Here is a 24,864-nt window from a genome sequence, read left to right on the forward strand (position 1 = left end):
AACGGAGAGATTATGACCATCAGAACCCTGACCCCGGCCCTTAGCGTGTCGCCGCAGATCGCTCCGGCGGACGTTGCCGCGCTCGCCGCTTCGGGTTTTCGCACGATCATCTGTAATCGCCCCGATGGCGAGGAGCCGGGCCAGCCACCGGCTTCCACGGTCGCGGCAGCGGCCGAGGCGCATGGCCTCCGTTTCGTGCATATTCCGATCGTATCGGGAACGATCGACGAAGGCGATGCCGCCGCTATGGCGCGTGCGCTTGCCGACCTTCCGGCACCTGTGCTTGCCTATTGCCGGTCGGGCGCCCGCTCCGAGCAACTGGCCCAAATGGCCGCCGCGCGCGGTGCCGATGGCGCCGTCGCGCGCTACGACATCGTCGTGATCGGCGGCGGCAGCGCGGGGATTGCGACCGCCGCGAGCATATTGCGCCGTCGTCCGGGCGTGTCGCTCGCGATCGTCGAACCGAGCGAGGATCATTATTACCAGCCCGGATGGACGATGGTCGGCGGCGGCATCTTCGCGGCCGAGGAGACGCGGCGCGGCGAGGCGGGTCTGATCCCCGACGGTGCAGAGTGGGTCCGCGGCGCGGCTGCGTCCTTCGACCCCGCTAGCGACCGGGTGATGCTCGCCGACGGGCGCGTGATCGGTTACCGCGCGCTGGTCGTCTGTCCGGGGCTCAAGCTCGACTGGGACGCGATTCCAGGGCTCGCTGCGGCGCTCGGCTCGGACGGCGTCACGTCCAACTATCGCTACGACCTCGCGCCCAATACCGACCGGCTCGTACGCCGCTTCCGCGGCGGGCGGGCGCTGTTCACCCAGCCGCCGATGCCGATCAAATGCGCGGGTGCGCCGCAAAAGGCGATGTATCTGTCGTGCCACCGCTGGGAGCGCGCGGGGGTGCTTGGACAGGCCGATGTTCAATTTCATACGGCGACGCCGTCACTGTTCGGCGTCGCAGCCTATGTCCCGGCGCTTGAGGCCTATATCGCGCGCTACGGCATCGACCTGCAGCTCGAATCGCGCCTTGTCTCGATCGATGGAGCCGCAAAGGTCGCGCTGTTCGAGCAGCGGCGGGGCGACACGGTTCGCCGCGTCGAGGAACGCTTCGACATGATCCATGTCGTGCCGCCACAGGTCGCGCCCGATGTCATCGCATCGAGCCCGCTCGCGGCGCCCTCGGGTTTCGTCGCGGTCGATGAGGCGACGCTGCGGCATTCCGTCTACGCCAATGTCTTCGCGCTGGGCGATGTCGCGGCGACCACCAACGCCAAGACCGCGGCGGCGGCGCGCAAGCAGGCGCCCGTCGTCGCGCTCAACGCGCTTGCGGCGCTCGACGGCGCGCCGCCGGTGGCGGCCTATGACGGCTATGGCAGTTGCCCGCTCACCGTTGAGGCGGGGCGGATCGTGCTGGCCGAATTCGGCTACGGCGGTAAATTGCTGCCGACCTTCCCCAAATGGCTGATTGATGGCACGCGGCCTTCGCGACTCTCTTGGCTGCTCAAGGCGAGAATCCTGCCGCCGCTCTATTGGCACGGCATGCTCCGCGGTCGTGAATGGCTCGCGGCGCCTCGGCCGATCGGCGAGGGTGGGTGACGCTCGACACGGTCCAGTATTTGCTGGGCGCCCTGTCGGGCGGCGTTGTCGGCTTCACCCTCGGACTCGTCGGCGGCGGCGGGTCGATACTCGCGGTGCCGCTGATGGTCTATCTCGTCGGCGTTGCGAACCCGCATGTCGCGATCGGGACGAGCGCGCTCGCGGTCGCAGCCAATGCCGCGTCTGGCCTCTTCCATCACGCCCGTGCGGGCACGGTGAAGTGGCGCTGCGGCTTCCTCTATGCGGGCAGCGGCGTCTTCGGCGCGCTGGCCGGGTCGAGCGCGGGTAAAGCGTTCGATGGCGAGAGGCTGCTGTTCCTCTTCGCCTTGCTGATGCTGGGTGTCGGCGTGCTGATGCTGCGTGGGCGGAACAATCTCGGGATCGAAGGCGCCGCCTGCAATCGCAACAATGCGCCCAAGGTGCTCGGCTTCGGGCTCGGCACCGGTGCCTTCTCAGGGTTTTTCGGTATCGGTGGAGGGTTCCTCATTGTTCCGGGGCTGATCGCCTCGACGCGCATGCCGATCCTCAATGCGGTGGGAACGAGCCTCGTCGCGGTGACCGCTTTCGGGCTGACCACGGCGCTTAACTACGCGGCATCGGGCCTCGTCGATTGGCCTCTGGCCGCCATCTTCATCGCGGGAGGCGTCGCGGGTGGTGTCCTAGGAGCGCGCGCCGCGCGGCGCCTTTCGGGCAAGGGCAGCCTCTCCACAGTCTTTGCTGGCCTGATCTTCGTGGTGGCGGCCTATATGCTGTGGAAAACATACGCGGCTACACTCGCATAGCGTCTCAGATATATCTTCCCTGATCGGGCGCTTGTCGCCGCAGGAAATAGACACGCTCCGCCGCGATGTCCGCAGTCGCGTCGAAACCCGCTTCGCGCCAGGCGCGCCGGTGCGGAGGGTCGGCTTGTTCGTTCATGCACCACCATTGCGCTTCGTCTGCCGCGCGCGGCAGCACGCCGCGGATGATGCCCTCGATCTGCGCAAAACTCAGTTCGACACCAGCGGCATCGTTACGGATTTTCCACCGTCGCAGAAAGACGCCAAGCGCATCATATTTGCCCATGGCTCTATTCCACAATCTTGACGGTAACGAGTCAAGCGGCAGTCAGCCAATCCAGCCGATCCACCGCATTTTAGCCCGGGCTGACTCGTTCCGGCGGGTTCGCCGTCGAAAGGCAAATGGAGCATGATACCATGACCGCTCCTGTCGGAACCCGATGACTTCGGCGGCAGCAAGTCTCTCCGGTCTATCGTCCCACCCTTCTTGGCGCCCTACTAAGGGACTCGGATCGCCTCTGACCGGCCCCCACCGAGTGGCCGTGGGGATTGTTAGTGCATTCGCGCCTCCATCGCCAGTGTTGGCCGTAGGTGGAGCGAAGCGGAACCGGAGGGCGACACTGGCGATGGAACGGCTTCCGGCGCCGGCGGTCGATATCCCAGCGAGTTGTGCGGCCGGACGGTGTTGTAATATCGTCGCCAGGTCTCGATCAGTATCCGGGCCTCGGCGAGCGAGTAGAAGATCTCGCCGTTGAGCAGTTCATCACGCAGCGACCCGTTGAAGCTTTCGCAATAGCCATTCTCCCATGGCGATCCGGGCGTGATGTAGAGCGTCTTCACTCCGATCTTCGCCAGCCATTCCTGCACCGCCGTCGCGATAAACTCCGGGCCATTGTCCGACCGGATATGCGCTGGCGGCCCGCGCGTGACGAACAGCTCGGCCAGTGCTGCGAGCACGTCGTCGCTCTTGAGCTTGCGCGCTACTGGCAACGCCAGGCAGTCCCGGCTCGCCTCGTCGATGATCGACAGTATCCGGTACTTGCGGCCATCGTGGGTGCGACCTTCGACGAAATCGTAGGACCAGACATGCCCAGGATACTCGGGCCGAAGCCGGATGCATGATCCGTCGTTCAGCCAGAGCCGACCGGGCTTCGGCTGCCTTTGCGGCACCTTCAGCCCCTCGCGGCGCCAGATGCGCTCGACCCGCTTGCGGTTCACGTGCCAGCCCGCATCGCGCAGCAACGCCGTCACCTGGCGATAGCCATAACGACCATATTGCTGCGCCAGTGCAATGATGTCCTCGGTGAGAGCCGCTTCGTCATCTGCCCCGCGAGGCGCCTTGCGCTGTGTCGATCGGTATTGCCCGAGCACGCGGCAGAGCCGTCGCTCGGACACCGGCATCATCATTCTGATGTGGTCGATACAGCGCCTTCGGCGCGCGGGCTCAGAAGTTTCCCCGAGCAGCTTCCTGCAGGATCAGCTTGTCCAGCGTCAGGTCAGAGATCGCACGACGAAGCCGCGCATTCTCTTGCTCCAGGTCCTTCATCCGCCGCGCCTGATCGGTTTTCAGGCCGCCATATTCCTTGCGCCATCGATAATAGGTGTGCTCGCTGACCGCGATCCGCCGACACGCCTCTGCGGTCGTAGCACCCTGCGCCAGAACAACCTCCGCTTCACGCAGCTTGCCGATAATCTCTTCCGGGCGATGCTTCTTGCTCGGCATTCCTTGTCTCCTTCGTAATCCAAAATATCATCACATTTGGACCACTCAGAAGGGGGCAGATCATGTCCGCACGCTTGAACCGGACGATCTGGTTACCGAGACACCCGGTTGACTGTCATCTTGTCATGGAGCCGAATGACGATCCGACTGCCCGTCTGCGTGTACATCGCCGGTATGAAAGCATGGAGCAGGCAGGCGATCGCGCCCGCGAACATCGCGACCGAAAAGCCCAGCGCGTGGCAGAAATGCTGCCCATAGCTTTCGCCGACTGACGCCGGGTGAGCCACGAATATTCGTTTAAGCATGTGTTTTCTCCTGCCGAAACTTATACGCGCTGTGTTCAAGAATGTTTTTTCAAAGATTTCTGAGTTATTGCCTTTATAAGAAAGCACATTTCCCATTTCCTAAGAAAAGAGAAAATTCATGCTCGACCCAATCGACACTCGGATATTGCGTTCGCTTCAGGCTGACGCCTCGCGACCGCTCGCGGAGGTTGCGGACGAGGCGGGCTTGTCATCAAGCCCATGCTGGAAGCGGATCAAGCGACTCGAGGCAGCGGGCTATATTCGCGAACGGGTCGCTCTTCTCGATCGGGAGAAGCTCGATCTGGGCGTCACAGTGTTCGCTGCGGTCAAGACAAATCAGCATCAGGATGTCTGGCTAGCGGACTTCGCCCGCACGGTGTCGGATATCCCAGAAGTCGTCGAATTTTACCGGATGAGCGGGGATGTCGATTATCTACTCAAGATCGTCTGTAAGGATATCGCGGATTATGATCGTATCTACCGCTCGCTGATCAAACGTACTGCCATCTACGACGTCAGCTCATCCTTCGCCATGGAACAGATCAAATATACGACCCGGTTACCGATCTAGCCAGCGGCTAGGAACCGCGGCGCTGCGGCCGCCTCCTTAGCGCGATCCCGAGCGGCGATCCGGATTTGCCGCAACGAAAGAGGGCGAGACGTATCCGACCGTGCGATCCCCGCCGTACTGCAGCCTTGCGGGCAGGTTACGGCGAAAGATAGGCGTCGGTCGGGATGACGGCGCCATAAGCGTAGGCGAGCGCGGACATGTTGGCGGCATGCACGTGCGCGGCCGGAACCGTGACACCGTCGAAGTCGACCTCGCGCGTTGCGCAGGCGTCATGCAGGACCGTGACGCCGTAGCCGAAGTCGGCGGCAGCGCGCGCGGTTGCGGCGATGCACATGTGGCTCATCGCTCCTACTATCACGACGTTTTTCACGGCCTTGTCGTCGAGAATCTGCTTGAGCCCGGTGTCGCGGAACGCATTGGGATAATATTTCTGCACCAGCAATTCGTCCCCGGCCGGCCGCACGGCGGCGTTGATTTCGGCTCCATGACTGCCGGGCTGGAAGATCGGCACGCTTGGATCGGCCGAAAGATGCTGGACGTGGACGATGAACCCGCCCGATGCGCGCGCCTTTTCAAGCACGCGCGCCGCATTCGCGGCGGCAGCACCGACGCCTTCGAGCGGAACATTGCCTCCGGGCCAATATTCATTCTGCAGATCGATCACGATAATTGCGGAAGTGCTCATGACGGTTCACCTTCATTCGAGTTTCGAGACCCTTTCAAACTGGCGATGCCGGGCGCATATTTGAACGGCCACAAGCGACAAAATCGGGGCCGATAACGACATGAGTGCGACAGACGTGATTGAAATCGGCATCGTCGATTATGCGGGCGCGCAGATGGCAGCGATCCTCGGGCTGAGCGACTTGTTCATGGTTGCGGACGGTCTTGCGCGGACCCGGCGCGAAAACCGTAGCGGCCCCCAGCTTCGTATCAGCCACTGGAAGGTCGACGAGCGAACCCATGTGCCCAGCCGGGTTTATGACAGCCTGGAGGGCGCCTACGGAATGCCGCGCGTGCTGATTTTGCCGCCCGCATTGGGTGCGCCTATCGAGCCCGCGTCGGCGGCGCGATATGCCGGATGGCTGAAAAATCAGCATGCGGCCGGCGTGATCCTCGCGTCGATATGCGCGGGGGCGCTCGTCCTTGGCGAAGCCGGCGCGCTGGCGGGGCGGACGGTGACGACACATTGGGGCTATGGCCATCTGCTGCAGTCGCGGTTTCCCGAGATCGCGCACGTGGAAACGGATCGCCTGCTCATCGACGACGGCGATATTATCACAGTGGGCGGTGTGATGGCATGGACAGATCTCGGGCTGACGCTTGTAAGCCGTTTCCTTGGCCCCACCGTCATGATCGACACCGCACGCCAACTTCTCGTCGACTCTCCGGGGCGCGAACAGCGGTACTACAGTCCGTTCTCACCGCGCATCGATCATGGCGACCAGGCCGTATTGAAGGTTCAGCACTGGCTGCAAAAGACCGGAGCGAAAGATATGAGTCTATCCTTACTGGCAAGCCAGGCCGGGTTGGAAACGCGCACATTCCTGCGTCGTTTCCAGAAGGCCACCGGGCTCACATCGACCGCCTACTGCCAGCGCATCCGAATCGGCAAAGCCCAAGAGATGCTTCAGTTCAGCGCCGGGTCGCTCGAACGCATCGCCTGGGACGTGGGCTACGCCGATGCCAGTGCGCTGCGCAAAGCCTTTGTTCGGATCGTTGGCCTCTCGCCAACTGAGTATCGTCAACGCTTCCGAGCCTAGCCCGCGATCCCTCTGCGCGCCGGCAATGTGCGCCGGTCGGACAGGCCAGCGCCTGATCGGCATCGGTTGCGGCCGATCGTTCCAACGGCATTGGACCGCCACCCGCCGACTGGAACAGGCTGCATGTCGGTAATCGAGCGATCTACGTCCTTTACGCGTTTGGCCGCCTGCGCGCGGCGGTTGGGTCGACGAGCCTCACACCGTGAAGGGCTACCAGTCGGACTACGACCTGCTGATCATCGTCAACGACAAACGGCTGACCGATCGGGCGGACTATTGGTCGAAGCTCGACGACCGGCTCATTCGCGAACTGTCGGTGACAAAGCGGCTCCGCACGCCGGTGAACTTCATCGTTCACAGTCTTGATGAGGTGAATGCCGGACTTACGCAGGGGCGCTATTTCTTCGTCGATGTCGCGCGTGATGGGATCGCGCTGTACGAGGCCGACGGCAGAGAACTTGCCGAGCCCAAGCCGATGACGCCGCATGCTGCGCTTGAGATGGCGCGCGAGTATTTCGAAGAGTGGTATCCGAGCGCTGGGGAATTTGTCGACGACTTTACATCGAACTTTCAGCGTAGACGTCTAAAGAAGGCCGCGTTTGCGCTCCATCAAGCCACCGAGCGATATTATCATTTGCATACTGCTCGTATGCACGTTCCATAAAGGCACGACATTCCGCTCAGATTTTGACGGGGCTGACAGCAATTGCGTTCATATTGGTGCTATCACAATGCGCCGTTTCGGAGCGCTGTGGGTCGGTTTCTGGCAGCGGCTGTCGAATATAACTTGGTCAGCAATGCGCCCGGTTATAGTCATTTCCAAAACTTCTTCTGTCTCCCGATAGCTGTCGTTCACTTCCGCATGCATTGATCGGAACAAGTGATCTCGACGGCCGCTCTCCTAGGTTCGAGTTCACCGGCGAGGGAGCGTGGATTATCGTGCGGATGACGGTCCACAGGCGAAGCTACGCTTCGCGCTTGTTCCGCAGGCGCTCGCGGATTGACTCGGGGCAAAATATAATCATACTATATATCAATTGTTCTTGATAATAATCATATAAAGAATATCGCTTCGGGCGACCCATGCAGGAGAGGTGGCGAATGTCAGTGAAGGCTCTGGAACAGCGTCTCGTCGAATTTCGCGAGCGCGGCTATACGATTTTCGAAGGTGCCTATGATGCAGCGCAGATGCAGGCGTGGAAGGACCGTTACGACGATATGGTTCGGCGCAATACGCCGCCAGGTGCATCCGAGCCGCGCCTGCGGGTGACCAGCGCGCTGGAACAGGAGCCCGGCCTGATGTTGCCGGCCGTCAATAATCAGGCCGTACTTGATTTTGCCGAGCGGGTGATGGGCCCCTTCGCCCAGCTCGACAATCTCACCTTCATGGCTTTCCCGTCCGAACCCAAGGAAGAGGCAGAGGGTAAGGTCAGTTTCTGGCATCGCGATCGCTGGGGCTGGATGCCCGAGGGGCCGCAATATATCCGGCCTATCGCCTGTAATGCGATATGTTACCTGCAGGATCTCACCGATGAATATGGTCCGTTGCGTATCGTCGAAGGATCGCATCGGCGGCCGGTCACGATCGAATCCGATGGGCATCGCACGCTTCCGCATCCCGAAGAAACGGTGCTGAACGTCAAGGCGGGCGACGTGGTCTTCACGCATTGCTCATTGCTGCACACTGGTACGCCCAATACCTCGGGCAAGCCGCGCTATTTCTTCAGCGCCTATTATAACCGCGTGGGGCTGCCGACGCGCGACAACCACAACGGACCAGCCGTTCAGCGAATCGTCGAAGCGGCGCGTGCGCGCAACGACCGGAGGTTGATGAGGCTTTTCGGTGTCGACGACCTGATCGAAGCGCGCGCGAACAGTCTGTTCCTCAGGCCGGATGAAGAGATGTGGGACAGGTGGATCGCTGAGGACCGCGCCGCACTGGGACAGTGACAACCGCTCTGCAAACCGCGCGCTTGGGCGAGATTCCAATCCTCTGGGCCGAACCGGCAGGCGCGGGCACGCGGCCACTGGTGCTCTGGTTGCACGCCTTTAGCTGGTCGAAGGAGGATGTGGCATCGCACCTGGTCGACCTTGCAGCGCGTGGCTTTGTGGCAGTGAGCTGGGATCTGCCGCAACATGGCGAGCGAAGCAGCGAGGCGCCCGATGAGATCAGGCTGCGCGTCCGCAGCAATCTGCGTCGTTATTTCTGGCCTATTCTGGCGCAGGGGGCCGACGAGGTGCCCGCGATCATCGACTGGGCGTTTGCGCATTTCGAGGGTCTCGGGGACGTGGGTATCGGTGGCATATCGATGGGGGGAGATATCGCGGTCGTGTCAGCGGGGATTGATCGCCGCATCAAGCGTGTGGCGCCAGTTCTGGCTACGCCGGACTGGTTGCGCCCAGGCTCTCAGGAGCTGCAGGGCGTGGCTGAGGAAGAGCAATGGGCGTTGTATCGCCGACTCGATCCACTGACCAATGTTGCGCATTATCGGCATTGCCCTGCCACGTTGTTCGTCTGCGGTGCGGCAGATCGACAGGTGCCTCCCGAGGGGGCGGAAGCGTTCATCTCGACGATGGGCAAGCTATATCCGGATGGTGCGGAGCATGTAGCGATCGCGCGCCAAGCTGGAATCGCACACCGGTTCACGCCGTGGATGTGGAGTAAAGCCCTGGCTTGGTTCGAGGCCGGTTGCAGTCCTGAAGCCTCGTTGCCCCGCTAGTCCTGCACGCATCGCAATTGACAAAGCACGTAGCAGAGTCGCTTGACGCCAAAAATAATTAGGCATATTAAATGACATGTACTGAGACAAACAATATGGTATTTTGACTGCCATCGCTAGGATTGCGCGGTCTTAAGATAACGATAAATCGGCCGGAATCGCAGGCCGGCCAAAATGGGAGGAAAGCATGTTGCGTAAAGCACTATTCGTATCCGTGTCCGCAATGGCGATGACGTCGCTGGCGGGCGTGGTGAATGCCCAAGAGCAGGTTGTACCGGCAGCGCCGGCGCAGGGCGAGGCTTCGGGGGCCGGCGATCAGGAGATCATCGTCACCGGCGTCTTCAGTGCCACTTCGATTGAACGTGCACCGATTTCGATCACCGCCATAACCGAAGATACGCTCCGGCGTCAGTCACCGATCAGTTCGGCCGACGCCTTGAAGAGTGTCCCCGGCGTGTTCGTCAATTCGTCGCTGGGCGAAATTCGCAACATCGTCTTTTCGCGCGGCGTCTCGGCGCGCTCGCTCGAGGCTGCTGGCGGCTATTTCTACATATCGTTGCAGGAGGATGGCCTGCCCGTCGAGCCAGTGACCGCGACGAACTTCGGTCCCGACTATTTCAGCCGTCTCGACCTGATGAACAACCGCATCGAGGCGCTGCGTGGCGGCACCGCGGTGGTGACAGGGGCGAACGCCCCGGGCGGTATCTTCAACTATATCTCGAAGACCGGGAAATCCGCACCCGGCACGCAGTTCCAGTTCAAGCTCGGTCTTGAGGGCGATGGCAAATCTCCGCTTTATCGCTTCGACGGCTACACCGGTGGGCAGATTGCCGACAGCGACCTTTATTATGCGATTGGCGGCTTTTATCGCATCAGCGACGGCGCCCGCTATCCCGGTTACAAGCTCAACAAGGGCGGTCAGATCCGCGGCAACCTGTTGTGGGATTATGGAGGCGGATCGCTGACGGTCCGTGCGAAATATCTCAATGACCACAACGGCTGGTTCGAGACGTTGCCGGCGCGCGACTTCAAGGACCCGAAGATTCTCGCACCTTACACCAATTTGTCGTCGGTTCTTCCGCCCGCATCGCCGCATAGCTATCCCGTTTTTGGCACGGGCGAACTGCGCGACTGGGACGGCTCAAACCTCGTCAACAGCACGGCGGTCGCTTTCGACGTGGACTGGCGTCACGACCTCACCGACAATATCCAGATCAGCAACAGCTTCCGCTTTTCGCGCAACAAGGCGCACTGGAACACGGTCGCGGTCAACTTCGCGACGCCGCTAACGGACGCCGATGCCGGTATCCGTACCATTCAGGGGACCAACGGGATCGATGGTACCTATACCTATCGCCTGCCGGACGGTTCGGTCGCCGCGGTGGTGTCGCAAGTGGGCGCGACGCGCACGCTGGTCGTCAACAATCTGCCCAACCAGAACATCCTTGCCGGCGGGATTATGGCCGGCCTCGCCTATCAGCCGGATTTCCGGTCGCAGACATTCCAGGATCAGCTGACGATATCGGGGACCTTCGGGCGCCACCGTCTTTCGCTCGGCGCCTATTTTGACCAGTCCACCTTTCATCAGCGTTTCTCGGGGGCTGGCGGCGGTGTCATGACCCTCACGCCGCGGCCGGTGCTTTTGAGCACGACGCTGACGCGACCCGATGGTTCGGTCTATCTCGTCACGGATTCGTCGGGCTGGGCGGGGATCGGGCAAGGCCTCGCCATTCGCGAGAGCGGAACGAAGGTGACCGACATCGCCGTCTATGGCGGCGATACCTGGGAGGTAACAGACAAGCTCACGATCGATGTCGGTGGTCGCTATGAAAGCCTGAACTACGACTCATTCACTTACTTGCCCGTGGCATTCACCGGCAACAAGCTGACGACCGGCGGAAGGGATGGCAACCCGCTCACGCTGTACGACAATGCAACCACGGCACGCGGGACGAGGCTGCCGTTCAAGCGCAAGTACGACTATTTCGCCTTCTCGGGTTCGGCCGCTTACCAATTCTCTGACGCGTTCCAGGCATATGTCCGGTATACAAGCGGCAAGAAGGCTCCCGACTTTGGCATCCTGTCGGGGATCACGACGGTAGCGGCGATCGCGACGATCTTCCCTTCTGCGGAGAAAATCCAGCAGATCGAGATGGGGCTGAAATATCGCGACAACGGCATGTTCATCCAGGCCTTCCCGTTCTGGAGCAAGAATTCGAATATCGCGGACAACCAGACCTTCACATACAAGCCGGGCACGCCGAATGCGGGAACGGGCTATTCGCCTCCGCCGGCGTTCGGCGAGGTTGAAACTTTTGGTATCGAGATTTCCGGCGATTTTGACGTTACCGACCAGTTGAATCTTCACGCCGATCTGACGCTACAAGACCCGAAGGCGAGCGGGTTCAGCACCTATACGCAGGGACCCAAGGGTGACGGCACCGACGACATCGTCAGCACGGTTCCGGCAGGGACGGCCGACAATAATCCGAAAGTCATCGCTCGCGCGACGGCAACCTATCGGCCTGTCGAGGCGGTTTCGCTGTTCGCCACCTATTCCTATCTGGGCAAGCGCGCCGCGAACCGCCGCAATGCTTGGTATCTGCCTGCGTTCAGCACGGTCGACGTCGGCGTTGCATGGGACGTGAACAGCAACTTCAGTGTCCAGGGCAATGTCACCAACCTTTTCAACACCGTCGGCATCATGGGCTGGGCGAAGGGCGGCAGTCTGCTGACTGCTCTCGACCGGCAGACGTTGACGCCGGCACAGGTGCAAGCCGATCCAAACCAGCTGTTTTCGGTGCTGCCGAACCAGCCTAGGGCGTTCTACCTTACACTCTCGATGAAGCTCTGAGCAAATGTGCACCTGGCCGTTGGCCCCAAACCGGTTGCGATCAATCGGTAGACCGGCCGCGGATCAGGTGCGCATAGCAGTCGGAACGGGTGGCGAGGAGCAAGTGAATGAATGACGCGACCGGCCCGGCGCCCAAAACGAGGGGCCTCCTCTCGGGATGGCCGCTCGTCGCCATCCTGATGCTCTTCTACTTCCTGTCGTTCGTCGATCGCGCCCTGATCTCGCTGATGGTCGAACCGATCCAGCGCGACCTCAATTTCACCGACGTAGAGATGGGCCTGTTGCTCGGGCCGGCTTTCGGTATTTTCTATGCCGCTGCCGGTATCCCCCTTGGCCGGCTGATGGACCGCTATTCCAAGCGCTGGCTATGCATGGGCGTCGTGGCCTTTTGGGGCCTTTCGACGGCGGTTTCCGGCATGGCGACCAATTTCTTGTTATTCTTTATCAGCCGGCTTGGCCTCGGTGCCGGGGAAGCGGGCCTGTCGCCCGCCGCCTATTCGCTCATGGCGGAGCAGGTGCCCCGCCGCCGCCTTGCCACCGCCTATTCCTTCTACACTGTCGGCGCTTTTGCCGGAGGCGGCCTCGCGATCGTGGGCGGTGGCTGGCTTGTCCACAAGCTGGCGCACGCGGGTACGATCAGGGTGCCCCTTCTGGGGCAGTTCTATCCGTGGCAACTGACCTTTCTGCTCGTCGGGGGCATGACAATAATGGTCGCGCCGCTGGCGCTGCTGTTGCGGGAGAACCTGCGTCCGACGGCGTCCGAAATGTCTGCAGGTGACGGGCAGGCGCCCGGCCTGTGGGCTTTGATCCGTACCGATCCGCTGTTCTACCTCGGTTACCCTTTCGCGTTCGGATCGGTGAATGTCATCGTGACGGCGTTCCACGTATGGACGCCGACCTTCATGGCACGCACCTATGGCTGGAACATCGAAAAAGTCGGCATTGCTTATGGTGCGACACAGGGGATTGCAGGGGTGATCGGACTGCTTGGCATGGGCTGGCTGGTCGAGCGCCTCTACAATCGCGGCATGACCGATGCGCATGCCAAGGTTCCGGCGATCGGCTTGTGCCTCTCGATCCCGGCGATGATCGCAGGCATCCTGTCGGGTAGCCCGACAGCTTTCCTGCTCGGCTCGACCCTTTTCTGGGGTGTGACCTATACTTATGCGGGATATGCGCCGGCCGCTTTACAGCTGGGAACACCGGCGTCTTTGCGGGCCAGTGTCGGTGCGGTCTATGTGACCTTCCTGTCCGTGATGGGCCTGTTCATTGGGCCAACCTTGGTCAGCTGGTTCACCGAGGGTGTCTTGCAGGACAAATCAAGAATCGGCCTGTCGCTGGTTTTCGTGATGGTCATATGGACGCCGATCGCGCTCGCCGCGCTTCTTCTGATCGCGAAGCGGCTGCGCACCAGACATGCTCTGACAGCGCGTTAGGATTTCGACTGGCGGCGCGCTTCGCTTCCCTTTGCCGATACGCGCGCGACGGTGCCCTTTGAATAGTCGATCAGCTTGCGCATCGCGACGCGCGCCTCGGTGCCGTTGCGATCGACAATCGCATCGAGGATGGCTTTGTGCATTGCCAGCGAATGTTCTGTGCCGTCGGGATTGTCCGCCCCGATCCGGAAGCTGATGACCAGAGCCGATTCCACGACCCGCCCCAGCGACGCGAACATGTCGTTGCCTGAAGCCTCGATGATGGCTCGGTGGAATGCGAGATCGGATTCGATGCTGTCGTGCGAGCGCCCCGCTGCGGCCATCGCGTCGAAGGCTTCGCCCATGCGCCGGAAGTCGTGAAGCTTGGCGCGCGAGGCTGCCAGAAAGGCGGCGGTCGGCTCGACCATATGCCGAAGCTCGTACAATTGCTCAAGGACGGCATCGCGATCTTCCGAACGGAGCCGCCATTCGAGAATATCCGGGTCGAGGAAGTTCCAGTTTTCGCGCGGGAGCACGAAGGTGCCTGCTTTCGGCCGGGCATCGACAAGTCCCTTGTCTGCGAGCACGCGCAAGGCTTCGCGCAGCACGGTGCGGCTTACGCCCAGCCGGGCGCAGCATTCCTCTTGTCCCGGCAACGTCGCCCCCGGGGCGAATTCGCCGGACATTATGGCCTGACCCAGGTCCTGGATGACGCGGCCATGCAGTCCTTTGTTTTCAACAGCTTTCATCAGCTTGTGGTTCATCCGTTAACATATGAAACACAGGATTTATGGCACATAAATATGATCGAATATATAGCGGGCTGTCCCGGCTCTGCTATTGCTGAACGAGCATCTCACGATCAAGGCCGGTTACGCGATCGACGCCGGTGAGGCTGAGGGCAACGCGCAACTCCGCCTCGAACAGCGACAGCATGTGGCGCACCGTGGCCTCGCCGCCGGCGCCGAGCGCATAGGCCCAAGCTCGGCCGAGCAGCACGCAATCGGCACCGAGGCAAAGCAGCCGTGCGACGTCCAGTCCAGAGCGAACCCCGCCATCGGCAAGGATTTTCAGCTTCCCCGCCACCGCGTCGGCAATTGCGGGAAGCGCTTGTGCGGTCGATGGCACGCCGTCGAGTTGCCGGCCTCCGTGGTTCGAGACGATGATCCCGTCGGCGCCCATCGCTGCGGCGGTGCTCGCATCTTCCGGGTCGAGTATCCCTTTGATGACCAGCGGACCCGCCCATTCGCTACGAATAAATTCCAGATCACGCCAGGTGACGCCGGGATCGAAATTGCCCCGCATCCAACTCAGAAAATCGTCGAGGCCGCTTCTTTTCCCTAGCAATGGCGCGACATTGCCAAGGCTGTGCGGCCTGCCTAGCAGTCCGACGTCGAGGGCCCAGCCCGGATGTCGCAAGGCCTGAGATGCGCGGCGAAGAGCGCCTTTCAGGCCGGGCGCACCGGCAAGGCCGGACCGGTAGTCGCGATAGCGTGTGCCGGGCACCGGCATGTCGACGGTGAAGACGAGCACCGCGCAACTATGCGCGCGTGCCTGTGCCAGCAGATCGCGCACGAAGCCGCGATCGCGCATCATGTAAAGCTGGAACCAGAAAGGCGCGCGTGCAGCCGCCGCCACCTCCGCCAGCGAACAGGCTGATACAGTCGACAGGCAGAAAGGAATGCCCGCCTTTTCCGCCGCAGCGATCGCCTGCCGTTCGCCGCGGCGGGCAAGCATGCCGGCGAGACCGATCGGCCCCAGTGCGATAGGCATGGACTGGCGTTGCCCGAAAATCTCGATGCCCAGATCGATGTCGGAAACATCGCGAAGCACGCGCTGGCGCAGCGCTATGCGCTGCAGGTCGGCGCGGTTCCGATGGAGCGTCACTTCGTCATAGGATCCGCCATCGACATATTCGAAAAGGAATTTCGGCAGCCGGCGCCGCGCCAGTTCGCGATAGTCGGATATCGATGCTGCAACCCTCATACCCGGAAACATTCCTACACCTTCAATATTGGCTTGACAGAGATCATATAATCATACTTATTATCCGTATCAAAGGTAATTAATAGAATGAGATTGCGATGACGAGCCAAAGTTCCACCCCAGTTGAAGGCCAAGGTCATGCCGGGGGGAACCACTATGATTTTGAAGGTCGGGTGGCTGTCGTCACGGGGGGGGCGCAGGGGATCGGTTTCGGTGTCGCCCAGCGGATCGTCGCCGGGGGCGGGGCGGTCGCGCTGTGGGATCGCGATGGCAAGATGCTCGATGATGCAGGCGCGCGGTTCGGCAGCAGCGCGCGCATACTTTGTCAGCGCGTCGACATAGGCGATCTCGGCGCCATCGAGGCAGCTGCGCAAGAGGCGGTCGATCATTTCGGCCGGATCGATATCCTGATCAATAATGCGGCGCTGGTCGGACCGAATGTTCCGACCTGGGAATATCCGCCCGATGCCTTTCGCGATGTCGTCCATGTGGGCCTGACCGGCGCATTTTACTGCTGCCGCGCGATGGTGCCGCACATGATCCAGAACGGATATGGCCGGATCGTCAATGTCAGCTCGATCGCGGGCAAGGAGGGCAATCCCAACGCCGTCGCCTATAGCTCCGCAAAGGCTGGCCTGCTTGCGTTGACCAAATCGCTCGGCAAGGAACTGGCCGGCCATGACATTGCGGTCAACGCGGTGACTCCGGCGTTTGCAAAAACTGCTCTCGCCATGACCCAGTCGCCGCAGCATATCGAATATATACTCTCGAAGATTCCGCGGGGCCGCATGCTCGATATCGCGGAAGCGACGTCGATGATCTGCTGGCTCGCGACCGAGGAAAACTCGTTCACCACGGCAGCCGTCTTCGATCTGTCGGGCGGCCGGGCGACTTATTGAACGGCGACTTGCCGACAGGCGACACAATCAGAAGGAATAGATATGCGTATTGTAAGGTTTGGTCCGGAAGGAGCGGAGCGTTATGGCCTGCTGGATGATGCCGGCGTTATCCGGGACGCGTCGCCGGCTCTCGGCGATGAGGCTGGCGATTTCGGCCGGGTGGTTGAAACCCTGGGCCGCGTAAATCCCTCCGATCTACCTGCGGTGTCGGAAGGCGTCCGGCTTGGATGCCCCGTTGCGCGCGTCGGCAAGGTCGTCTGCGTCGGACTGAATTATTCGGATCATGCGGCCGAAACCAACATGGCGGTGCCGGTCGAACCGGTCCTGTTCATGAAAGCGAATACGTCTGTTTGCGGACCGAATGACGATATCCGCATTCCGGCCGACGCCACGAAAGTGGACTGGGAGGTGGAGCTTGGCGTCGTCATTGGCAAGCGGACGACGCGCGTGAGCGAAGCGGAGGCGCTGGGTCATGTCGCCGGATACGCGGTAGTCCACGATGTTTCCGAGCGCGGTTTCCAGTTGGAAGGAACCGGGCAATGGCTGAAGGGCAAGAGTCTCGACAGCTTCTGCCCGGTTGGCCCCTGGGTCGTTACGCGCGACGATGCTGGCGATCCGGAGAATCTTGAGATGTATCTCGATGTGAACGGCCAGCGCATGCAGGACGGCTCGACGCGGACGATGGTTTTCAAGGTGGCCTTTCTCGTTTCCTATATCAGCCGTTTCATGACGCTCGAGCCTGGCGATCTCATTTCCACCGGCACGCCGCCGGGCGTGGGAATGGGGCAGCGGCCGCCTGTCTATCTGAAACCGGGCGATCATGTGACGCTCGGCATCGAGGGGCTCGGCACCCAGCAACAGGTGGTGCGTCGGACGGACTAGGGACGATGCACGGATCGGTTCGGCCCGCTGCTCTTCATATCCTCGACGCCCTCTCTATCTTTTCAAGGAACAAACATGAAAATCACAGTGACCGACGCGACCTTTCCAACTCTGACGCACGAGCGCGCGGTTGCGGAAGAATTTGGCGCCGTGTTCGAGGAAGCGAAATGCGCGAGCGTCGACGAGGTCACTGCGGCAGCGGACGGCACCGACGTGCTGATCGTCCAGTTTGCGCAGGTCACGGCGGATGCGATTGCCAAGCTGGCGCCGGGTTCGCTGATCGTCCGCTATGGCATCGGACTCGACAATATCGATCTTGCCGCGGCGAGGGCGCACGGTGTGAAGGTCGCCTATGTGCCTGACTATGCCACTGGAGAGGTTGCCGATCATACGACTGCATTGATACTCACCATGTTGCGTTCTGTGGTGCCGCTGGACCAGTCCGTACGCGACGGAAAATGGGACGCGGTCGGAGTTGCCGGCGCGCTGCGGGCCTTTCCGGAAACCATCGTCGGCTTTGTCGGGTTCGGGCGCATCGGGCAGGAGGTGTTCGCTCGTCTCAAGCCATTCGGTTTCAAGGCTATCGTCGCGGACCCCTTCGCCGATCCGGAGATGCTGGCCGGGCTGGGCGTCGAGGCCGTGGATCTCGACACGCTGTTCGACTGTGCCGACGTCGTTACGCTGCATTGTCCGCTTACGCCCGAGATGCGGCATGTGGTGAACGCCGCGCGGCTGGCGCGGAAACCGGACCGGGCTGCTTTGGTCAATACCGCCCGCGGCGGGCTGATCGATCCAGATGCACTTGCCGATGCGCTCGGATCCGGCCAGCTGCGCGCGGCTGCGCTGGACGTGTTCGAGGTCGAACCGCTGCCGCGGGATTCATCGTTGCGCAATTGCCCGAACCTGATCTTGACCCCGCACGCGGCGTGGTATTCGACCAGTTCGATCGAGCGCTTGCAGTCGCTTGCGGCCGACGAAGTCAGGCGACATCTTACGGGACAGCCGATGCGTCGACCCGCAATCGGCGACTGATGTGGAGAGGGCAGGACGGCTGTTCTTCCCATCCATTGCGTCGCATCATTGCGAGCGATGCGTTGAGACGCCTACCCCCTTTGTCGCGGCGATTTCCTCGTCTGCGGCAGTCCTGTTCGTCGGTGTTTTGGCTAGCGTCCGCTTTTGACGATTTTTGTCCGAAAGCCGCCTGACGGCGATCGGCCAGGAGCTACCAGACTATTCCGGGTGAAGCTCCGCGATCGCCGCACGAATCCAGTTCGAAAACTCGCATGCGAGGTGCCAGCGATGGCCGGTCACAACCGACGGCATGATGAGCGACGGGAACTCGACCGTCAGCTTTGCGCGGAAGCCCGTGCCTTCATTTCGAAATTGATGGCGGACACCGCCGATCGCGGCGCCGTTCGGTGCCCGCGCCACGCCGGCAACCTGCACAGGATAGTCGCGATCGGCGTCTGACGTCAGGCTTGATAGATCAGCATAATCGACGAAGAACCGCGCTGCCATCGGTGCGCCGCCATTGGTCTCGATGACTTCCTGGCGGCCCGCGGCGTCGGTCGCTATCAGATAATGCTCGGGGAGGGCCGCGATCATCACATCTTCGCGGTTCAGCCGCGCGACCTCCTCGAACCAGTTTGCAAACGCCTCCGCAGTTCCGACCGGCGATGCAATCTCGATCATGCTGTAGACGCGCCGCCCGCGCGACATCCACGCGACAAGACGCGCTACCATGTCGGACAGCACGAGTTCGTGCTGCAGGCGCGAACGGATGCCGCCGTGGCCGAGCGCGTGTTTGCGCTCAAGCAACTGCTGCCTGAGCCGGTGAAGGTCTTGGCTATCGGACTGGGCGCCCAGTCGTCGGAGCGCCTTGGCCGCACTGCGCCCTTCCCAATTCGCGACTTCGTCGGATGCGATCCGCTGCCCTTCGATGAAGATTTCTAGGTCGATCGTTATTTGCCTGTAGCCCCTCCCGCCTCTATGCTATAAAAGCAACTATAGTTGCATTAAAAGGGATTGGCAAGGCGTATGGCAGGGACCCACAAGAAGCCGAAGGAATCGCTGTCCGAAAGCGAGCAGCTGCCTCGCGCGCGGCCGGGCGGGCGTGCAGCCGCGGTTGTTGCTGCGGTCAGGACAGCCGCGTTGGAGCTCTTGGCCGAACGCGGATATGAGGCCGTCGAGATACCCGACATCGCGTCGCGCGCCGGAGTGAACCGGACGACCATTTATCGTCGATGGCCGACTAAGTCCGAGCTCCTGCTCGATATCATGCTGGAAGATATGCAGGCGAAGGTGCCAACCCCTAATACCGGGTCGTTCGAGGGTGATCTGGCGGAGCTGCTGATGAGCATCGCACGGGTACTCGCCGATCCCGCCATGCGTGGCCTCTTCCATGTCATGGGCATGCGCGCGGATGGCGACGATCAGGCTGCGAGAGCGCGGGAGGAGTTCTGGAGCGAGCGATTTGCAGCAAGCGGCCAGATAGTGACGCGTGCAATCGCGAGGGGCGAAGTCGGGGAAGGGGTCTCGGCTCGCGCAGCCCTGGAGCTTGGAGCGGCCCCACTGTTCTATCGTATTCTAATTTTGGGAGAGCCTGTCGATAATCGGGCGGCGGCTGACATTGCAGCGTGGGTCGTGGGTCAGAATTTAGCAGACTTCCCCTTGGCGGCTGCCAAGAAGCAGTGATCGGCAGGGGAGGGCAGCTTTTCCTTCGCTGATCCCGAAAGCGGATGAGGTGGATGGCTCCCGCTCACGGCATCCAGGTGCCAAGATGGGTTGCTGTCATGCAAACCCGAGCAGAGGAGCCATCCGCCATGGAGATTACCACGATCGGCCTCGATCTGGCCAAGAATGTTTTTCAGGTTCACGCAGTTGATGCGGCGGGCGATGTCGTTGTGCGAAAGACGCTTCGCCGTGCTCAGCTTCTGCCCTTTTTCGCGAAGGTGAGGCCGTGCCTTGTCGGCATCGAGGCCTGCGGGACGTCGCACCATTGGGCGCGCGAGCTGACCGCTCTGGGGCACGAGGTGCGGCTGATGCCGCCTGTTTATGTGAAGCCTTACGTGAAGCGCGGGAAGAACGATGCCGTCGATGCGGAAGCGATCTGCGAAGCGGTGACGCGGCCGACGATGCGCTATGTCGCGGTGAAATCGCGCGAGCAGCAGGCAGCGCTGACGCTGCATCGTAGTCGCAGTCTGCTCGTCGGGCAGCGAACGCAGCTGATAAACATGATCCGAAGTCTGCTCGCCGAGTTTGGGATCGTCATCCCGGAAGGGCGGGATCGCGCCCTGATCATGGCACGGCAAATCGTCGATAGGGAGCGCACGCCGGACGTGCCAGATGATGCAGCGATGATCGTAGCGATGCTCTCGCAGCAAGCCCTCGACATCCATGCGCGGCTTCACGCGATCGAACTTCGGCTGGCAGCGCTTCAGCGCAGCGATGAGGTTGCGCGGCGCCTCTCGACGATCCCGGGTATCGGCCCGGTCGGCGCAACGGCTTTGGCGGCGTCGGTCAACGATCCCCACCAGTTCCGTTCGGGCCGGCAGTTTGCCGCCTGGCTCGGGCTCACGCCGCTGCAAAAGTCGAGCGGCGGGAAGGAGCGGCTTGGGCGGATCAGCAAGATGGGGGATAAATATCTGCGCCGGCTGCTGGTCATCGGCGCGACCTCATTGGTCCGCCGCGCGAAATACAAACCTGAGACGGCAGATCCACGCCTCGTTGCCCTGCTGGCCCGCAAGCCCGTCAGGGTCGCGACGGTTGCCATGGCGAACAAGATGGCCCGGATCGCCTGGGCGCTCATGACGCGCGGGCAGGTCTATCAGGCCCATCACGCCCCGATGCTGGCAGGATAATAGAAGGAGCTTGGCTGAGGAGATCAGCTTTACGATGTTGTAAGCGCGATGCGATGTGATGGCGATACCGGTCAGACCGGGAGCCGGGACAACCCATGGACTGTCAAAGGCGTCAGAGCCTGATAAGCCGATCGGGACCTGGTTCGCGGACTCCATCAGGGCCAGCAGTCCCTACCGACTGCATCAACAGGCCGGACAGACGACTGCAACCGACCAAAACGCTGAACGTCAATTTATGCTTGCAACGCGGGAGCCATCCACAGACGACAGTCTTCAACCGGCCAAGAGTCGCCTTATGGAGCCTTGAGATCCGCAGGTGTCGAAAACGCTATCTGACGACGCGCCCTATCTTTTCAGCAGCACGCCCTTTTCGAGTCGGCGCTGTTCCAGCGAGGCGTTTCAACTGGTTCGGCGTAGCCGGGCAAGATCGTCGACGACCCATTTTCCGTCGCGCTTTTCGACGAGACCCTGATCCTTGAAGTGGGTGACCTCGCGTTGGACGCTCTGACGCGTCACGTCGAAGATGCTGGCAATATCGCTCTGGGTAAACGGGAAGTCGAGTTCTATCGGACCATTGATCGTGCGGCCGGAACATCTCTCGGCAAAGTCGGCAAACATGTTGGCGATCTGCTGACGTAGCCGCATCGTCGCCCGCATCTCCCTTGCGGCAAACTGCCAGCTGATGGCATCGGCGAACTTTCGGCACAACGCTTCCGGGATGGCGGCATGCAGGTGATAGAGCTCCCAGAAGTCGCTCTCGTGCAATATCCTTATGCGGCTTCGCACCATAGCGATCGACGTGTGATTGTAGCGCCGCCGCGACACCATCGCGGTCTCGGCGTAACAGTTACCGGCGATGTAAATGGTGATCAGTGCTTCGCTACCATCCTCGTGGATGCCCACCAGACGGACATAGCCTTCGACGACCTGGAAGATGCGGCTTGCCTCCCGGCCGGCCTGCGCAATGATCTTCCCAGGCTCGACTGTCACTTCCTCCATCCGCGCTAGCAGAGCGTCGCGGACCGTCTCGGGCAAATCGCCGATCCAGTTTCCGTGGTTAATGAACCTTTGCATGATCGTTTTACCTTCTCCCGAAATATATGCCTAGCACGTCACCTTTATTGCGGTGTGTAACATAGGTGTCATGCTCAGCGCGCGGCTTGGATGCACATAACGCCCGAATCAGGAGACCGGCGGCAGTCGGCTCACGAACAGGAGAGGCGACATGACACCCACCAAGCGGCACCTGCTTTTCGCATCCAGCGCATTCATCTTTGCGTTTGCGCGCCCCGCGATTGCGCAAGACGCACCCACTGAAGTCGATACGGCGGAAGAGGCAAGTGCGAGCGAAGGCGGCATCGGCGAAATCATTGTGACCGCCCGTCGGCGCGAAGAATCGCTGCAAAGCGCTCCGATCACGGTCACAGCCTTTTCGGGCGACCAGCTCGAGCAAAAAGGCATCACCGATTTCAGCCGGCTTGCGCAGGCGACGCCGGGCATCAATTTCGATGCCTTCCCGAAAGCCGCACCGCGGCCCTTCTTTCGCGGCGTCGGCAGCAGCAATCAGGGGGCAGGCGGTGACCCATCCTCCGTTGCGTTCCTCGACGGCGTGTATCTCGGCCGAGCCGCCATGCTCGGAATCGATTTCTACGACATGGATCGGGTCGAGGTTCTGAAAGGTCCGCAAGGCACGCTGTGGGGCAAGAATGTCGTCGCCGGTTCGGTCAATTTCGTGACTGCCAAACCGGTGGATTATACCGAAGCCAATGCCCAGCTTACGTTCGGCGAATATGGTCAGATGAACGGAAACCTCATGCTGAACGCGCCGATCGCCGACGGCGTTGCGGCCCGATTGACCCTCGGCGCGGTGACGAACGACGGGTTCCGCAAGACGTTCGATGGACGCGCGCTCGACGATGAAAACAAGCTGAGCGCTCGCCTCCACGTTCGGGCCGAAATGTCTCCGGACACCTGGCTGCTCCTTACCGGCGACATCGCCAAACAGGACTTGGGGGAAAGCTCGCGCTTCAACGTGATTGTCAATCCGTTCACGCCCGGCGAGGGGTACGCCGATTACGACGATCCGCGCCGTGCCAATCCCGATCGTTATGGCTTCACCAAGTCGAAAACAGGTGGCCTGCGCGCCGAGCTTTCGACTGACGCGCTCGGTTTCGCAAACTGGACAACGGTGGCCGCGTGGCGCAGCCTGGATTATGATTTCGCGAACGATCTTGATGGCACGGACGCCGCTACGAACGCTGCGAATGGACTTCCCGTCAGCGGTATTCAGGTGCTCGCGCAGGAGCAAGCAAACTCCTATTCGTTCGAAAGCCGGCTATCGTCGCTTGGCAACAGCCCCTTCAGCTGGGTGGCGGGCGTTTTTTATAACCGCGACGAAGTCTCTCGGGAGCGCGAGTCCCAGCAGTCGATAACGCCCACGACGATCAACCGCTTTTTCGGCCGGTCGACCAATGACAGCTATGCCGTGTTCGGCGAGGGCCAGTACAAGTTCGACTTCGGGCTGCGGTTGTTCGCGGGTGGACGCTTCACCAAGGAACGGAAAGTCTATCGGGCCCGGCGTTTGCAGGGGCCGATCGCTGCTCCCGTCACGAGGTATGATACCGAGACGACCCCTGGCATCTTCGACAAGGGCGTCTTCACCTATCGCGTTGGCGCGGACTATCGCCTCAGCAACAATGTCTTCGCATTTGGTACGGTGTCGACAGGGTTCAAGTCGGGCGCATTCCAGGAGCAGCCGGGTGATGCCACGCTCGCCCGGCTTCCGACCGATCCCGAGCGCCTGACCAACTATGAAATCGGTCTCAAGACCGACTGGTTCGGTCGGACGTTTCGCGCGAATATTTCCGCCTTCTGGATGGATTATCGCGATTTCCAGACGATCAAATATGTTCCGGACGCGGCGCAGGCACCGGTCGGAACGCGCGTGGCAATCGACTCTGCCGATGCCACGATTAAGGGGGTCGAGACTGAGTTCATTTACCAGCCGACCGACTGGATCGACGCCAATGTGCGCTACACCTATCTTCACCCCTATTTCACCCGCTTCATTCAGACGTCCGCCTATTTGGCGGATGGCACTGCGACCTTCGTCGATGGTGCCGGCAACCGGATGAGCCGCAGTCCCAAGCACGCAGTTAACGCGACGCTGGGCTTGCAGAGTTCGCGCGACGCCTCATGGGGATGGCTGCGCGCCGAGGTGTCCGCAGATTATCAGAGCGACGCGTTCGAGAATAACATCAACGAGTTTCGGGAGTATCGCAAACCGCGGACCCTTTGGGACGCGAGCCTGACTTACAATTTCGACGATCGCTATTCGCTGCAGCTCTGGGGCCATAATCTGACGAACAAGGTCTACCGGATCTGGCAGACCAACGGCGGCGTGTACCAATATGTCCAATATGGCGCGCCGCGTCAGCTCGGCGTCACACTGCGGGCGAAATTCCAGTGAGGGACGCCGTGACGTCCGGAACTCCATGCAAAGTGCTTGTGCCCT

22 protein-coding genes and 1 pseudogene are annotated in these 24,864 nt (G+C 61.3%); 15 read left to right on the forward strand and 8 right to left on the reverse strand.

Annotated elements, in window-relative coordinates:
• The first annotated feature begins 12 nt into the window (after positions 1-12).
• Both ACSYDV_RS14625 and ACSYDV_RS14630 read left to right on the forward strand, forming a co-directional pair.
• Positions 13-1,593, forward strand: a complete 1,581-nt coding sequence (locus ACSYDV_RS14625) for a bifunctional protein tyrosine phosphatase family protein/NAD(P)/FAD-dependent oxidoreductase (RefSeq protein ID WP_438324545.1) — start codon at positions 13-15, stop codon at positions 1,591-1,593.
• Positions 1,590-2,375, forward strand: a complete 786-nt coding sequence (locus ACSYDV_RS14630) for a sulfite exporter TauE/SafE family protein (RefSeq protein ID WP_438324546.1) — start codon at positions 1,590-1,592, stop codon at positions 2,373-2,375. The genes ACSYDV_RS14625 and ACSYDV_RS14630 overlap by 4 nt, the downstream gene beginning before the upstream one ends.
• A gap of 4 nt (positions 2,376-2,379) precedes the next feature.
• Here ACSYDV_RS14630 and ACSYDV_RS14635 read toward each other — a convergent pair whose 3' ends face one another.
• The 3 genes from ACSYDV_RS14635 to ACSYDV_RS14645 form a co-directional block, all read right to left on the reverse strand.
• On the reverse strand, positions 2,380-2,658 hold the full coding sequence (locus tag ACSYDV_RS14635) for a DUF7662 domain-containing protein (RefSeq protein ID WP_438324547.1): 279 nt from the start codon (positions 2,656-2,658) through the stop codon (positions 2,380-2,382).
• A gap of 266 nt (positions 2,659-2,924) precedes the next feature.
• Positions 2,925-4,095, reverse strand: a protein-coding gene (locus ACSYDV_RS14640; RefSeq protein ID WP_438324548.1) for an IS3 family transposase whose coding sequence is annotated in 2 segments (ribosomal slippage) — positions 2,925-3,819 and positions 3,818-4,095 — 1,173 coding nt in all. Because the reading frame shifts where the segments join, the coding sequence is not laid out codon by codon here.
• A gap of 92 nt (positions 4,096-4,187) precedes the next feature.
• Complete coding sequence (locus ACSYDV_RS14645) at positions 4,188-4,400, reverse strand: DUF6356 family protein (RefSeq protein ID WP_438324549.1); 213 nt, start codon at positions 4,398-4,400, stop codon at positions 4,188-4,190.
• A 118-nt stretch (positions 4,401-4,518) separates the two neighbouring features.
• Here ACSYDV_RS14645 and ACSYDV_RS14650 point away from each other — a divergent pair, with 118 nt between their 5' ends.
• Positions 4,519-4,971 carry an Lrp/AsnC family transcriptional regulator gene (locus ACSYDV_RS14650; protein WP_438324550.1) on the forward strand — a complete coding sequence of 151 codons (453 nt, stop codon included), beginning with the start codon at positions 4,519-4,521 and terminating at the stop codon, positions 4,969-4,971.
• A gap of 136 nt (positions 4,972-5,107) precedes the next feature.
• Here ACSYDV_RS14650 and ACSYDV_RS14655 read toward each other — a convergent pair whose 3' ends face one another.
• A complete protein-coding gene (locus tag ACSYDV_RS14655) occupies positions 5,108-5,656 on the reverse strand; it encodes a cysteine hydrolase family protein (RefSeq protein ID WP_438324551.1) in 549 nt (182 codons plus the stop codon).
• Between the two features lie 100 nt (positions 5,657-5,756).
• Between ACSYDV_RS14655 and ACSYDV_RS14660 the strand changes: the two genes are divergently transcribed.
• The 6 genes and pseudogenes from ACSYDV_RS14660 (at position 5,757) to ACSYDV_RS14685 (ending at position 13,744) form a co-directional block, all read left to right on the forward strand.
• Complete coding sequence (locus tag ACSYDV_RS14660; RefSeq protein ID WP_438324552.1) at positions 5,757-6,734, forward strand: GlxA family transcriptional regulator; 978 nt, start codon at positions 5,757-5,759, stop codon at positions 6,732-6,734.
• 169 nt (positions 6,735-6,903) lie between these two features.
• A pseudogene (locus ACSYDV_RS14665) lies at positions 6,904-7,396 on the forward strand (nucleotidyltransferase domain-containing protein); the annotation flags it as partial.
• A 439-nt stretch (positions 7,397-7,835) separates the two neighbouring features.
• A complete protein-coding gene (locus ACSYDV_RS14670) occupies positions 7,836-8,684 on the forward strand; it encodes a phytanoyl-CoA dioxygenase family protein (RefSeq protein ID WP_438324553.1) in 849 nt (282 codons plus the stop codon).
• Positions 8,681-9,454, forward strand: a complete 774-nt coding sequence (locus ACSYDV_RS14675) for an alpha/beta hydrolase family protein (RefSeq protein WP_438324554.1) — start codon at positions 8,681-8,683, stop codon at positions 9,452-9,454. The genes ACSYDV_RS14670 and ACSYDV_RS14675 overlap by 4 nt, the downstream gene beginning before the upstream one ends.
• Positions 9,455-9,641: 187 nt before the next feature.
• A complete protein-coding gene (locus ACSYDV_RS14680) occupies positions 9,642-12,308 on the forward strand; it encodes a TonB-dependent receptor (RefSeq protein ID WP_438324555.1) in 2,667 nt (888 codons plus the stop codon).
• A gap of 107 nt (positions 12,309-12,415) precedes the next feature.
• Positions 12,416-13,744, forward strand: coding sequence for an MFS transporter (locus tag ACSYDV_RS14685; protein ID WP_438324556.1), 1,329 nt, complete (start codon positions 12,416-12,418; stop codon positions 13,742-13,744).
• On the opposite strand, the gene ACSYDV_RS14690 is transcribed toward ACSYDV_RS14685, so the two are convergent.
• On the reverse strand, positions 13,741-14,472 hold the full coding sequence (locus ACSYDV_RS14690; protein WP_438324557.1) for a FadR/GntR family transcriptional regulator: 732 nt from the start codon (positions 14,470-14,472) through the stop codon (positions 13,741-13,743). The two genes, ACSYDV_RS14685 and ACSYDV_RS14690, sit on opposite strands and share 4 nt — an antisense overlap.
• An 88-nt stretch (positions 14,473-14,560) precedes the next feature.
• Positions 14,561-15,709 carry an FMN-dependent L-lactate dehydrogenase LldD gene (gene lldD / locus ACSYDV_RS14695; RefSeq protein WP_438324558.1) on the reverse strand — a complete coding sequence of 383 codons (1,149 nt, stop codon included), beginning with the start codon at positions 15,707-15,709 and terminating at the stop codon, positions 14,561-14,563.
• A gap of 173 nt (positions 15,710-15,882) precedes the next feature.
• Here lldD and ACSYDV_RS14700 point away from each other — a divergent pair, with 173 nt between their 5' ends.
• The 3 genes from ACSYDV_RS14700 (at position 15,883) to ACSYDV_RS14710 (ending at position 18,522) form a co-directional block, all read left to right on the forward strand.
• The gene (locus tag ACSYDV_RS14700; protein ID WP_438324559.1) at positions 15,883-16,608 is read left to right on the forward strand and encodes an SDR family NAD(P)-dependent oxidoreductase; all 726 of its coding nucleotides are present in this window, start codon (positions 15,883-15,885) and stop codon (positions 16,606-16,608) included.
• 42 nt (positions 16,609-16,650) lie between these two features.
• The gene (locus ACSYDV_RS14705; RefSeq protein ID WP_438324560.1) at positions 16,651-17,490 is read left to right on the forward strand and encodes a fumarylacetoacetate hydrolase family protein; all 840 of its coding nucleotides are present in this window, start codon (positions 16,651-16,653) and stop codon (positions 17,488-17,490) included.
• A gap of 75 nt (positions 17,491-17,565) precedes the next feature.
• Positions 17,566-18,522 (forward strand): C-terminal binding protein, encoded by a 957-nt coding sequence (locus tag ACSYDV_RS14710; RefSeq protein WP_438324561.1) that lies wholly within the window; start codon positions 17,566-17,568, stop codon positions 18,520-18,522.
• A 198-nt stretch (positions 18,523-18,720) separates the two neighbouring features.
• Here the strand turns inward: ACSYDV_RS14710 and ACSYDV_RS14715 are convergent, their stop codons facing one another.
• Positions 18,721-19,308 carry a hypothetical protein gene (locus ACSYDV_RS14715; protein WP_438324562.1) on the reverse strand — a complete coding sequence of 196 codons (588 nt, stop codon included), beginning with the start codon at positions 19,306-19,308 and terminating at the stop codon, positions 18,721-18,723.
• A gap of 219 nt (positions 19,309-19,527) precedes the next feature.
• On the opposite strand from ACSYDV_RS14715, the gene ACSYDV_RS14720 reads away from it, so the two are divergent.
• Positions 19,528-20,184, forward strand: a complete 657-nt coding sequence (locus ACSYDV_RS14720) for a TetR/AcrR family transcriptional regulator (RefSeq protein WP_438324563.1) — start codon at positions 19,528-19,530, stop codon at positions 20,182-20,184.
• Positions 20,185-20,312: 128 nt separating this feature from the next.
• Positions 20,313-21,350, forward strand: a complete 1,038-nt coding sequence (locus ACSYDV_RS14725) for an IS110 family RNA-guided transposase (protein WP_438324564.1) — start codon at positions 20,313-20,315, stop codon at positions 21,348-21,350.
• A 399-nt stretch (positions 21,351-21,749) separates the two neighbouring features.
• Here the strand turns inward: ACSYDV_RS14725 and ACSYDV_RS14730 are convergent, their stop codons facing one another.
• Positions 21,750-22,424: a Crp/Fnr family transcriptional regulator gene (locus tag ACSYDV_RS14730; RefSeq protein WP_438324565.1), complete on the reverse strand. Its 675-nt coding sequence runs from the start codon at positions 22,422-22,424 to the stop codon at positions 21,750-21,752.
• A 151-nt stretch (positions 22,425-22,575) separates the two neighbouring features.
• Here ACSYDV_RS14730 and ACSYDV_RS14735 point away from each other — a divergent pair, with 151 nt between their 5' ends.
• On the forward strand, positions 22,576-24,819 hold the full coding sequence (locus ACSYDV_RS14735; RefSeq protein ID WP_438324566.1) for a TonB-dependent receptor: 2,244 nt from the start codon (positions 22,576-22,578) through the stop codon (positions 24,817-24,819).
• Positions 24,820-24,864 lie beyond the last annotated feature (45 nt).

Source organism: Sphingopyxis selenitireducens (assembly GCF_051550705.1).
Lineage (GTDB): Bacteria > Pseudomonadota > Alphaproteobacteria > Sphingomonadales > Sphingomonadaceae > Sphingopyxis.